This window comes from Halomonas sp. PR-M31 (genome assembly GCF_001039575.1).
Lineage (GTDB): Bacteria > Pseudomonadota > Gammaproteobacteria > Pseudomonadales > Halomonadaceae > Modicisalibacter.
This window is the reverse complement of sequence record NZ_JIBT01000022.1, coordinates 43,904-56,288: the sequence shown is the minus strand read 5'-3', so window position 1 is coordinate 56,288 and position 12,385 is coordinate 43,904. Positions and strand designations below refer to the sequence as shown.

The 12,385-nt window shown below is 59.5% G+C and carries 10 protein-coding genes and 1 pseudogene; 4 read left to right on the top strand and 7 right to left on the bottom strand.

Annotation, left to right across the window (positions count from 1 at the left end; translation table 11 throughout):
* Window positions 1–130: 130 nt before the first annotated feature.
* A complete protein-coding gene (locus CH74_RS06895) occupies window positions 131–406 on the bottom strand; it encodes a hypothetical protein (protein WP_301280848.1) in 276 nt (91 codons plus the stop codon).
* A 152-nt stretch (window positions 407–558) separates the two neighbouring features.
* Between CH74_RS06895 and CH74_RS19985 the strand changes: the two are divergent.
* A pseudogene (locus CH74_RS19985) lies at window positions 559–1,985 on the top strand (bifunctional enoyl-CoA hydratase/phosphate acetyltransferase).
* A gap of 15 nt (window positions 1,986–2,000) precedes the next feature.
* Here the strand turns inward: CH74_RS19985 and CH74_RS06885 are convergent.
* The gene (locus CH74_RS06885) at window positions 2,001–2,525 is read right to left on the bottom strand and encodes a TetR/AcrR family transcriptional regulator (RefSeq protein ID WP_053070659.1); all 525 of its coding nucleotides are present in this window, start codon (window positions 2,523–2,525) and stop codon (window positions 2,001–2,003) included.
* Window positions 2,526–2,787: 262 nt separating this feature from the next.
* Here CH74_RS06885 and CH74_RS06880 point away from each other — a divergent pair, with 262 nt between their 5' ends.
* From CH74_RS06880 to CH74_RS06870, 3 genes are all read left to right on the top strand, one after another.
* On the top strand, window positions 2,788–4,977 hold the full coding sequence (locus CH74_RS06880; protein WP_048306725.1) for an OsmC domain/YcaO domain-containing protein: 2,190 nt from the start codon (window positions 2,788–2,790) through the stop codon (window positions 4,975–4,977).
* 85 nt (window positions 4,978–5,062) lie between these two features.
* Window positions 5,063–6,742 (top strand): GMC family oxidoreductase, encoded by a 1,680-nt coding sequence (locus tag CH74_RS06875; protein ID WP_048306724.1) that lies wholly within the window; start codon window positions 5,063–5,065, stop codon window positions 6,740–6,742.
* Between the two features lie 17 nt (window positions 6,743–6,759).
* Window positions 6,760–7,359 (top strand): bifunctional 2-polyprenyl-6-hydroxyphenol methylase/3-demethylubiquinol 3-O-methyltransferase UbiG, encoded by a 600-nt coding sequence (locus tag CH74_RS06870; RefSeq protein ID WP_048306734.1) that lies wholly within the window; start codon window positions 6,760–6,762, stop codon window positions 7,357–7,359.
* A 66-nt stretch (window positions 7,360–7,425) separates the two neighbouring features.
* Here CH74_RS06870 and CH74_RS06865 read toward each other — a convergent pair whose 3' ends face one another.
* From CH74_RS06865 to CH74_RS06850, 5 genes are all read right to left on the bottom strand, one after another.
* On the bottom strand, window positions 7,426–9,645 hold the full coding sequence (locus CH74_RS06865; RefSeq protein ID WP_048306723.1) for a molybdopterin cofactor-binding domain-containing protein: 2,220 nt from the start codon (window positions 9,643–9,645) through the stop codon (window positions 7,426–7,428).
* 13 nt (window positions 9,646–9,658) lie between these two features.
* Window positions 9,659–10,114, bottom strand: coding sequence for a (2Fe-2S)-binding protein (locus CH74_RS06860; RefSeq protein ID WP_048306722.1), 456 nt, complete (start codon window positions 10,112–10,114; stop codon window positions 9,659–9,661).
* A gap of 3 nt (window positions 10,115–10,117) precedes the next feature.
* Window positions 10,118–10,705: a cytochrome c gene (locus tag CH74_RS18620; RefSeq protein WP_156181412.1), complete on the bottom strand. Its 588-nt coding sequence runs from the start codon at window positions 10,703–10,705 to the stop codon at window positions 10,118–10,120.
* Window positions 10,702–11,382, bottom strand: coding sequence for a cytochrome c (locus CH74_RS18615; RefSeq protein WP_253272981.1), 681 nt, complete (start codon window positions 11,380–11,382; stop codon window positions 10,702–10,704). The genes CH74_RS18620 and CH74_RS18615 overlap by 4 nt, the downstream gene beginning before the upstream one ends.
* An 88-nt stretch (window positions 11,383–11,470) precedes the next feature.
* On the bottom strand, window positions 11,471–12,370 hold the full coding sequence (locus CH74_RS06850) for a hydroxymethylglutaryl-CoA lyase (protein ID WP_048306721.1): 900 nt from the start codon (window positions 12,368–12,370) through the stop codon (window positions 11,471–11,473).
* Window positions 12,371–12,385 lie beyond the last annotated feature (15 nt).

The window sequence follows — 12,385 nt, the reverse complement described above, 5'->3', positions numbered from 1 at the left end:
GCCGTCCCTTGGCGAGTACCAGGTGTTGTTGATTCAGGCTGCCAGCGCCGGCTCGGCCAGTGAGGTACTGGCCGGTCATGTGGTGGAGGCGTTTCGCGGCCTGCGGTGATTTCTTATTTAAGCTCGATCTCTACAAACGCAAATGACTCTTCGCCGCCATTGATGACGTTGTGTTCGGTGCCCGCCGAGCGGGTGTAGGAAACACCTTCGGACAGGATTCGTCTTCCTTGAGTCCTTCTGGGGTTTCTAGGTTCAGGACCCCATCCGCCATGGGCACCACGACATAGTCGTATTCATGGCGATGCCAGCCGGTTTCCCCGTCGGGCGGAAAGTCCCAGCGCGTCACGATCACGCGGTCGTTGTCCAGTTGCACTGTCGGAGTAGCGCTGGGTCGTTGGGTTTTCATGCCGTGATCCTTCTATTCGTGCTTTTTGAAACGCTTGGGTGTCGCACAAGACGTTATCTCTTTTTGTTAGGCTGGTCCAAAGACCTAGCCCGGTGGGCGTAATCGTTCACTGGGTCTGGCGACGTCACTGCTGACGAGAAAAGGGAGTCAACATGCACTACATCGAGAACAGAACTTTCGACGAGATGGAAGTCGGCCAGTCGGCACAGCTGGTACGCACCCTTAGACGCGAGGACATCGAGCTCTTTGCCATCATGTCCGGAGATGTGAATCCTACCCATCTTGATGAAGCTTTCGCCCAGGAAGGCAGTTTTCAGCGGGTGATTGCCCATGGCATGTGGGGCGGCGCCCTTGTTTCAGCAGTGCTTGGCACCGAATTGCCTGGCCCGGGCACTATCTATCTCAATCAGTCCTTGAGTTTTCGCCATCCCGTCGAGATTGGCGACACCCTGACGGTGCGGGTCACCGTGCGGGAGAAGAATCCCGAGAAGAAGCGTGTGATTCTGGATTGCTCCTGCGTCAATCAGGCCGGTGACACGGTAGTGCTGGGGGAGGCAGAGGTGATTGCGCCGTCCAAGAAAGTACGTCGGCCGAAAGTCTCCTTGCCCCAGGTGTTTTTGCACGAACCCGGGGCACGCTACAAGGCGCTCATTGACGCGACACGGGATCTTGCACCGGCGCGTACCGCCGTCGTGCATCCTTGCGATGCCCTGTCACTCTCTGGCGCACTCGAGGCGGCGAATCTGGGACTCATCACTCCTGTTCTCGTGGGGCCGCGAGCCAAGATTGAAGCCGCCGCTATGGAAGCCGGCTTCGATCTCGGAGAAATCGAGATCATAGATACGCCCCATAGTCACGCCGCCGCGGCGATGGCGGTCAGTCTGGTCCGACAGGCCAAGGTCGAAGCCTGATGAAGGGCAAGCTGCATACCGATGAGCTGATGGCAGCGGTCGTCAACAGCTCCAAGGGTATTCGCACCGAGCGACGTCTGAGCCATGTCTATGCCCTTGATGTACCTCATTACGCCAAGCCGCTGTTCATCACCGATGCGGCAATCAACATCTATCCAACCCTCGATGACAAGCGCGATATCGTGCAGAACGCCATCGAACTTGCCCAGGCATTGGGCATCGAGGTGCCCAAGGTGGCGCTGCTATCCGCGGTAGAGACGGTGACACCCAAGATCGACTCGACCATCCAGGCGGCGGCGCTGTGCAAGATGGCGGAGCGCGGTCAGATCAGCGGCGGCATCATCGATGGCCCGCTTGCCTTCGACAATGCGGTCTCTTTAGAGGCAGCAAAGGCAAAAGGCATCAGTTCGCCGGTGGCAGGAGATGCGGATATTCTCGTTGCGCCGGATCTCGAAGCGGGCAACATGATCGCCAAACAGCTCATCTATCTCGCCGGCGCGGATGCAGCGGGGGTGGTGCTGGGCGCTCGGGTGCCCATCATGCTGACCAGTCGCGCCGACAATACGCTCAGCCGCCTGGCATCCGCTGCCATCGTTCAGCTTTACGTGCGCCACCGCGATCAGACGCTGGCAGACTCGTCTTCTACAGGAAGCGGTCAGGCCGAGTAGGCACATTTTGAGTATTCATTCTGTTGCCATCCAATCCGCGGCGTCCAGCAGGCTCTCTCGAGACGAGCCAGTGCGGGCGCTCGCCGAGATTCCCCGCATCAACAAGATAGCCAGGTCGGCGTTGCGCTCTGGTTCGTTCGAGCCGAACTCCCGAAACCGGTCGGCGATGGCCGATCTGACCCGAATGATGTTGTTCCGGATCAGCTCGGCGGCCTGAGTGTCGCTGGTCATCAGCTCACCGTCGAGCACCATGCAGCCAGGGCGCCCAGGGTGTTCGGTATAGGCGATCGCAGCACTGCGCAGCAGCTCAGGCAACAGGTCTTCGGCGGAATTGGCCCGGGACAAGGCCTCGCCGACGAATCCGCCGCTGCATTCAACGTAATGAGCCAGCGCCCGTTCGAAAAGCCCCAGCTTGTTGCCATAGGCCGCATAAAGGCTGGTGGCCTTCACGCCAATGGTATTGCTCAACTCCGCAACGCCGACATCGTCATAGCCCCGCGCATGGAACAGTGGCATTACCTTGGCAACGCCCTCACTCACGGAAAATTGCCTTGGGCGTCCTGAGGTTTTGACATTATTTGTATCGGTCACTATGAAATCCATTGACGCGTATTTGAAATATGTGTATCAATCACTACATAACCTGTTTTGCCGCCGATTGCAATCCTGGCTATCACTGCAAGCGGGCAGGGCAGTCAGCCCGATTTTTCATCCACTACCCAAGACGCCGGACAACAAAACCGGGATAATGACCGGTCACTCGCCTACGGCGCGCCGACAGTCATCAACCCGGCTCTTCTCCATGGAAATCAAGGTCAACTATCTCGACAACCTGCGCCAAGAAGCCAGGTTCGACGATTTCACCGTCATCACCGATCAACCGATCCGCTACAAGGGCGACGGCTCCGCGCCGGGTCCGTTCGACTATTTTCTGGCCTCCTCGGCGCTGTGTGCCGCCTACTTCGTGCGGGTCTATTGCAACGCTCGGGACATTCCCACCGAGAACATCCGGCTGTCTCAGAACAACATCGTCGACCCGGAGAACCGCTACAACCAGATCTTCAGAATCCAGATCGAGCTGCCGGCGGATCTCTCTGAGAAGGATCGCACCGGTATCTTACGTTCCATCGAGCGCTGTTCGGTAAAGCGGGTGATCCAGAACAACCCGGAGTTCCAGATCGAAGTAGTCGATAACATCGACGAGAATGCCCAGGCGCTGCTGATGAGCGGCACCGTGGAGGGCGAAAACACCTGGATCGAGGGCAAGGACCTGCCCCTGGAGCAGACCATCGCCAACATGACGGCGATGCTCGAGGCGCTTGGCATGAAGATCGAGATCGCCTCTTGGCGCAACATCGTGCCCCATGTGTGGTCGCTGCATATTCGCGATGCGGCCTCGCCTTTGTGCTTCACCAACGGCAAGGGCGCCACCAAGGAGGCCGCGCTGTGCTCAGCCCTGGGGGAGTTCCTCGAGCGCTTGAGCTGCAACTTCTTCTATAACGATCAGTTCTTCGGCGAGGAGATTGCCAATAGCGCCTTCGTTCACTATCCCAACGAGGAGTGGTTCCAGCCCGGGCCCAACGATGAGTTGCCGGCGGGCATACTGGATGGTCATTGCCGGGCGATTTTTGATCCGGACGGGGAGCTGCGCGGCTCGCATCTTATCGATACCAACTCCGGCAAGGTGGCCCGCGGTATCGTCTCCTTGCCTTTCCTGCGCCAATCCGACGGCGAAACGGTTTATTTCCCTTCCAATTTGATCGAGAACCTCTATCTCAGCAACGGCATGAGCGCCGGCAACACCCTTGCCGAGGCCCAGGTGCAGTGCCTATCGGAGATCTTCGAGCGGGCGGTGAAGAAGCAGATCATCGAAGAAGAGATCACGCTACCCGACGTGCCCCCGGCGGTGCTGGCAAAATATCCCGAGATTGTTGAGGGCATCGAAGCAGTGGAAGCCCAGGGGTTCCCGGTACTGGTCAAGGATGCCTCTCTTGGCGGGCGGTTCCCGGTGGTCTCCGTTACCGTGATGAACCCGAAGACCGGCGGCGTCTTCGCCTGCTTCGGCGCGCACCCGAGCCTCCAGGTGGCGATCGAGCGCAGTCTCACCGAGCTGCTCCAAGGCCGCAGCTTCGAGGGCCTGAACGATCTGCCGCCGCCTACCTTCAATTCCCAGGCGGTGTCCGAGCCTAACAACTACGTCGAACACTTCATTGACTCTTCCGGGGTGGTTTCCTGGCGCTTCTTCAGTGCCAAACAAGACGTCGAGTTCTGCGAGTGGGACTTCTCGGGCACTAACGAGGAAGAGGCTGCAGCGCTGTTCGGCATTCTCGAGGAAATGGGCCTGGAAGCCTACATGGCCGTCCATGAGGATCTGGGCGCGCCGGTGTGCCGTATCCTGGTGCCGGGGTATTCCGAGGTGTATCCCGTGGAGGATCTGGTCTGGGACAACACCAACATGGCGCTGGCTTTCCGCGAGGACATCCTCAACCTGCATTCACTCGATGATACGCAGCTGGCCGCACTGCTCGAGCGTCTGGAGGAGAGCGAACTCGACGAGCAGATGAAGATCGTCACCCTGATCGGCATCGAGTTCGACGACAACACCGTGTGGTCCGAGCTCACTATCCTGGAGCTGAAGCTTCTGATCCACCTGGCGCTGCAGCAGTTCGAGGAAGCGCTGGAGCGGGTCGAGATGTTCCTGCAGTTCAACGACAACACCGTCGCGAGGGGGCTTTTCTATCAGGCGATGCAGGCGGTGCTGGAAATCACTCTGGACGATGAGCTGGCGCTGGACGACTATCTCTACAACCTGCGGCGCATGTTCGGCAACGAGACCATGGAGGCCGTGGTGGGCTCGGTGAATGGCGAGGTGCGCTTTCCCGGTTTGACCCCCACCAGCATGAAGCTGGAAGGGGTGGAAAGACACCAGCGGCTGATCGAAAGCTACAAGAAGCTGCACGCGGCGCGGGCGGCAAGGGCTGCAAAGCAGTAGGCCAACAGCCTTCATTCGTTTGCAATAACAATACTCCCGAGTCAGTCGCCTGACTCGGGGCGTCCCGCTGACGGAGGACAACGCCATGTCTCGAGACGCCTTCGATTACATCATCGTCGGGGCCGGTACCGCCGGTTGCCTGCTGGCCAATCGCCTGAGCAAGGATTCCTCGAAGCGAGTCCTACTGCTTGAAGCCGGCCAGAAAGACAACTACCACTGGATTCACATTCCCGTGGGGTATCTTTATTGCATCGGCAACCCGCGCACCGACTGGCTTTATCAGACCGAGCCCGATGCGGGGCTCAATGGGCGTTCATTGCGCTATCCCCGCGGCAAGACTCTGGGCGGTTGCTCTTCCATCAACGGCATGATCTACATGCGCGGCCAGGCCCGGGACTACGATCAGTGGGCGGAACTCACCGGTGATGACGCCTGGAATTGGCAAAACTCGCTGCCGGATTTCATGGCCCATGAAGATCATTATCGGCTCGATGACGGCGCTACTCCCGAGACGAAGACTGGCGACCGCTTTGCGCAGGTGCATGGTAACGGCGGCGAGTGGCGGATCGAAAAGCAACGCCTGAGCTGGGAAATTCTTGAAGCGTTTGCCGAAGCCGCTGGTCAGGCAGGTTTCGAACGCACCGAGGACTTCAACACCGGGGACAATGCCGGGGTGGGCTATTTCGAGGTCAACCAGCGTTCCGGCTGGCGCTGGAACACGTCAAAGGCGTTCCTGCGCCCGGTCAAGGATAGGTCGAATCTGACCGTCTGGACCGGTGCCCAGGTCGAGCGCCTGATATTCGACGCAACGGAAGAGGGCGGTACGCGCTGCGTGGGTGCCGTCCTGCACCGAGGTAGCAAGAGTGGTAAAAGCAGCGAGACGACAACCGTTCGCGCCAACCGTGAAGTCATTCTTTCCGCTGGCGCCATCGGTTCGCCGCAGATTCTGCAGCTTTCCGGTATCGGTCCGGCAGCGCTGCTCAAGACCCAGGGCATCGAGGTGGTGCAGGACGCCCCGGGGGTTGGCGAGAACCTTCAGGATCATCTACAGATCCGCACCGTGTTCAAGGTACGAAGTGTAAAGACGCTCAATGTGCTTACCAACAGCCTGTTCGGCAAGGCCAAAATCGGTCTTGAATACCTGCTGCGCCGAACCGGGCCGATGAGCATGGCTCCAAGTCAGCTTGGCGCCTTTACCCGCTCCGATCCAAGTCTTCCTCACGCCAATCTGGAGTACCATGTCCAGCCCCTCAGCCTGGAGGCCTTCGGTGAAGAACTGCACAGGTTTCCTGCCTTTACCGCAAGCGTGTGCAACCTTAGCCCCACTAGTCGCGGGTCGGTGCGTATTCGCTCGAATTGCTTCGATGATCCACCGCTCATTGCGCCAAATTATCTCAGCACCGATGAGGATCGCCAGGTAGCGGCGGCCAGTTTGCGTCAGGTGCGGGAGATCGTAGCTCAGCCGGCCCTGGCCCAGTACCAGCCCGAGGAGTGGCGCCCAGGCGTTCAGTATCAAACCGACGAGGAGCTGACCCGGCTTGCCGGCGATATCGCCAGTACCATCTTTCATCCGGTGGGCACGGTGAAGATGGGCCGTGACGACGATTCTTTCGCGGTACTCGACTCGCGGCTCAAGGTGCGAGGCATTCAAGGTCTTCGGGTCGTCGATGCCAGCATCATGCCGACGATCACCAGCGGCAACACCAACTCGCCCACCCTGATGATCGCGGAGAAAGCCGCGCGCTGGATCATTTCGGGAGAATAACAGTGCAGGGAGCCATGATGCGTAGCTTCATATACGACACCCTTATCCTCAAGCTCACCTCCCGCTGGTACGCGCAGGTGCTAGAGCGCGTACCCGAGGGCGCCACCATGCTGGATGTGGGCATCGGCACGGCTGGCGCGCTGGTGGCCAATGCCGAGGTGGTCAAGCGTAAACGCCTGCATGTGACGGGCATCGATATAGACGCCGACTACATGAAAAGCGCCAGGCGAAGGCTGGCAGCCTCCTCACTGGCTGACTACACGGAAGTGCGACTCGAGTCGGTCTACGATCATCAAGGCGGGCCCTATGATGCCGTTTACTTCTCGGCAAGCTTCATGTTGCTGCCCGATCCCGAGCAGGCGCTGCGGCATTGCCGTGGGCTCTTGTGCCCGGGTGGGCAGATATTTTTCACCCAAACCATTCAAAAGCAGCCTTCTCGCTGGATGGAGCGCTTCAAGCCCGTACTCAAGCGAGTAACGAGCATCGATTTCGGCCGCGTGACCTACGAAGAGGCGTTCAAGGCTCAGCTTCGCGCCGCTGGCCTTGAGCTGGAGGAGTTTGTCTTCTTATCCCATCATGGCAGCCGAGCGTCCTGCCTGGCGGTGGCCAGGAGTTAGCGAAGGCCGTTTTCCCGCAAAGGATTTCAGCGCCACGATGACTGCTGTCCGTGGTTGTCTTTATGTTCAAGAAAGCGCTGCACGCACCTTTTCCGGCTTGAACGGCACGGAGCGCATTCTTGCACCGGTTGCATCGAACACCGCATTAGAAATACAGGCGGACACAATGGCCGAGGAAGGTTCGCCTACCCCCCAGGGCTCTTCTTCCGGACGGTCGATCAAATCGATGACCACCTCGGGCACCTCCTTGAATCGCAGGATCGGGTAGGTGGCCCAGTCAAGGCTCGTGACCCTCTTGCGATCGAAGGTCAGCTCCTCTTTAAGGGTGCGACTCGTCGTCTGAATGACGTTGCCTTCGATCTGGGCTCGCACGGAAGTGGGGTTGATGATCTGGCCGCAGTCGTGCACCACGAAGAAGCGCTTGACGTGAATCTTGCCGGAAAAGCGATCCACCTCGACGTCGGCTACCGCGCCGACGTAGGTGCGCTTGAGCTCATACTTCACATAGGCCGCCCCCCGGCCGGAAAGCATCCTGTCGCCGACATCCTGTTTGGGAGAGGTACGCTTTTCCCATTCCGTCAGTTTTTCCAGACGATCCAGAATCTCATGGCCACGTCGGTCGTTTGGGTCGATCTGTTGACGGCGAAATTCGATAGGGTCGATCTCGAGTGCTGCGGCTACTTCATCGAAGAACGACTCGTTGGCGAAGGTGTTCTGCATGCGGCCCGGCGCGCGAATCCAGGAAGGGCGCAGTGGCGTGGATTCGAGCCGATGACAAATAGTGCGCACATTGGGAAACCCGTAGGGGATCGCGGAGTCGTTGGTGATGCCGCCTGGATTTAGCTCCGTGGTGGTGGGCAGGTCCGCCAGGGTCGCCGGCAGCAGCCCGACGCGCCCGCCGGCGCCTTGGGGAATGAAAAACTCGGACTGCCAGGCGCTCACCTGGTTCTGATCGTCGATCCGAGCCTGCAGGTCGATCAGGGTGGGCGGGCCCTTTGGGTCCCAGCCGTGTTCGTCATGGCGCATCCACTGAACCCGTACCGGGCGTCCTACTTCTCTTGAAAGCAGCGCCGCATCCGCTGCCGCATCCTCGTGGCCGTTGCGTCCGTAGCAACCCGCCCCCTCGAGATAGATGCAACGTACGTTCTTGTCGGCGAGAGAGAACATCTCCGCCAGCTCCTGGCGCAGGCGATGGGTCGCTTGGGAGGAGGACCAACTCACCAGCTTGCCGTCACTGAAGTCCGCGATGGAACAGGAGGGGCCAATGGAGCCGTGGGTATGCAGGGCAAAGTCGTAGGTCGCCTTGATCGTGCGGCCAGGAGCTTCGAGCGCTTCATCGACGCTGCCAATGTCGCTGGTCACGTCGTTCTTGACGATCTTGGTGTTTCTGACGTGCTCCCAGAGACTGTTTTGTTCCGGAAGAGACTCTGTCGTCGACCAGGTCGCCTTGATCTCACGGCCGGCCCGCACCGCGGACCATTCGCTTTCAGTGACGATGCCGAGAAAATTGCCCTTGCGCACGACCTGGACCACGTCAGGCAGATGGGCGAGGGAGCCTTCATCCACCGCTTCCAGGGTCGCCTGGACTGCCGGCGGACGCACGACGATGCCGTAAGCCATGTTGGGTACGCGCAGATCCTGCATGTAGACGAAGTCGCCGGTGATCTTGCCCGGCAGGCCGCGACGAATGATGGGCTGGCCGACGATGGTATATTTTGCCGGGTCTTTTAGTGGAACCTTCTCGTCTACCTTGAGAGAAAAGCGCTCGTCGCCGACCAGTTCGCCATAGCCTAGGCGACTGTTCTGGCCCTGGATGACGCCGTCGCTGATCGTCAGCTCCTCTTGCGCGACGCTCAGGCGCTTCGCCGCCGCGGCCAGCAGCGCCTCCCGGGCCGTGGCGGCGGCAAAGCGCAGATTCTGCCCGGCCTCCTGAATGGAGTTGGAGCCGTAGGTAGGCCCCTGATCCGGGGTCAGAGCGGTGTCGCCCTCGATCACCGTGACGTCGTCCAGGGGCACGGACAGCTCTTCCGCGGCGATCTGGGCCATGCCGGTGCGCACGCCGGTGCCAAAATCGATCTTGCCGCTATACACGGTGACCTTGCCGTTCTCGTCGATGGCCAGATAGGACTCGACGACGCCGTCCTCGACGGATTTCAGGGTGCCGGTCTTGAGATCGCGCTTAGCTTCCTGGGCGGACACGACCTTGCCCAGCAGTGAGAAGGTCACGATCAGCCCGCCAGCACCTTTCAGGAACGTGCGCCGTGAGAGCGTGGGCGTATGGTTCATGAACTGGTTCTCCCTAGGCTCTGGCGGCGCGCTTGACGGCGCGCAGAATGGCGGCGTGGGTGCCACAGCGGCATAGATTCGGCTGCATGCCAGTGAGGATCTCCTCATCCGACGGATCGGGATTTTGATTGAGCAGATGCTGAGCGCGCATCACCATGCCGGCGATGCAGTAGCCGCACTGAGCCGCCTGTTCATCAATAAAAGCCTGCTGCACCTTGTTGGGCTTGCCGTCCTCGAGCAACCCTTCCGTGGTGGTGACGGCGCGGCCGTTGAGAGCAGCGATGGGGGTGATGCAGGAAAATACGGCGCGCCCATCCACATGCACCGTGCAGGCGCCGCATTGACCCAGCCCGCAACCGAACTTGGCACCGCGCAGGCCGATATTGTCCCGCAGCGCATAGAGCAGTGGCATCGAAGGGTCACCGTCGATGTCATGAACGGTGCCGTTGACCTTGATCTTGACGCTCATCCTTTATTCCTTTCCATCCGCGCTGGAACGCGCCTTCGAAATTTCATCCTCGAGCCCGCTCCACTGCCCCTCATCGGAATAACGGCGGCGCAGATACTGGCTGAGTTTCACTATCTCTTCGTTCGTCAGGATATCGCCGAACGCCGGCATGTAGGGGCCGCCATCGTCACGATAGGACGCTATGCCATCGACGATGGTGCGTACCGCATTCGCTGAACTCGACTGCCGGAGTGCCGCGCTGATGGACAAAGGCAGCGCATTCGAGGGGCCAACGCCGGTTTCTTGTTCATGACAATTCGCACAGGCGCCTACCCACAGACTGTGGGTCGAGGGGGACACCTCGATGTTCTGATTGTCGATAGGCGTCATTTTCTGCTCGTTGCCGTCGCTCAGACTGGCGGTATAGACGGCAATGGCCTCTATGTCAGAGGGCGACGCCTGACGCAGGTTGAGGGTCGTTTCCGCCATGGGACCGGCGGCAGCACCGTGATCCTGCTGGAAGCCGGTGGCAAGATAATCGCTTAGCTGATCAACGCTCCATGGGCGTGCATCATCACCGCTCAAGGGCGGGGCATACCAGCCGTCGATCATCGCGCCTGATACCTTTCCGAGGACTTTTCGGCGCCCATTATGTTGCGAGGCGTGTGGCACGCGCCGCAGTGAGACAAGCCTTCTGCCAGATAGCGGCCTCGGTTCCACTGCTCGCTTTGATCCGACACGGGCTCGAGCTCTTCCTTGTCGAGAAACAACAGATTCCAGCCCGCCACCAGGGCGCGAATATTGAAGGGAAACGCAAGATCGTTTGCGGCCACGTCGTGTGTTACTGCGGGAAGTGAGCGCAGGAAGGCGTAAAGGGCGCGAATGTCCTCATCACTTGCCTTGGTGAAATGAGTGTAAGGAAAGGCCGGGTAAAGATGGGCGCCTTCGCGATCGATGCCTTCGCGCATGGACCGGGCAAAGGCTTCCTCCGTCCAAGTGCCGATGCCGGTCTCGCGATCCGGCGTAATGTTGGTGGCGCGAATCGTGCCAAAGGGTGTTGGCATGGCGCGACCTCCGGCGTAGGGCTGCCCGTCATTTGCGGTATGGCAGCTGGCACAGTTACCAAGTTCTGCCAGCACGAATCCTTTGGATGCCAGAGAGTGATCCGCGTCGGGGAGCGCATTCTCGGTGACAGCGGGTATTTCCGAGCGCCAGGCCAGAGCAAAAGCTGCAACACCAAGCACAGCGAATAGGATAAGAATAATGATTCCAATGCGGCGAAGTTTCATCACGAGTCACATCTCTGAGCCTGAGCCTGTTTCTGATCGGTCATTTCGTGGCCATTTACTTTTTTGGAACATTCACTTTTTGGAACATTCACTTTTTGGAAAGCGCCACGCCTACCTTCGAGCGGTTGGGTCGTCCAATGGTCTGGGTGATCCAGTGTCCAGTGGCAGCCAGAGCATCCAGATCGATGCCGCTTTTGATTCCAAGTCCATTGATAAGATAGACCACATCTTCGCTGGCAACATTGCCGGATGCGCCTTTGGCATAGGGGCAGCCGCCGAGGCCGGCGACGGAACTGTCGATGACCGCGATGCCTTCTTCAAGTACCGCGTAGAGATTGGCTAACGCCTGACCGTAGGTATCGTGGAAATGCGCAGCCAGTTTGGCCATGGGAATCTCTTTGGCTACCGCTTCGAGCATGCGCTTGGCTTTCAGTGGGGTACCGGTGCCGATGGTGTCGCCCAGGGAGATCTCATAACAGCCCATCTCGAACAATGCCTTGGAAACTTTGGCAACCTTGTCAGGCGCTATCTCGCCTTCGTAGGGGCAGCCAAGCACACAAGAGACATAGCCACGCACGCGAACGTTCGCTTGCTTGGCGCGTTCCAGCACTGGAGCGAAACGTTCAAGTGATTCCGCCACGGAGCAGTTGATGTTCTTCTGGGAGAAAGTCTCGCTTGCTGCACCGAATACGGCGACTTCCTCGGCACCGCATTCCAGGGCCGCTTCTAGCCCCTTGAGGTTGGGGGTCAGTGCGGAATAGGTGATGCCCTCGCGTCGCTCAAGACCGTTCATTACCTCGCGGTGATCCGCCATCTGCGGCACCCACTTGGGCGAGACGAAGCTGGCGGCTTCGATATGACGAATACCCGCGAGTCCCAGTCGATCGATCAGTGCAAGCTTGGTGGCGGTATCGATTGGCTCCGGCTCGTTCTGAAGGCCGTCTCGCGGGCCAACCTCTACAAGGCGCACGGAGGAAGGAAAGGACATCTGTTTCTCCTGTCT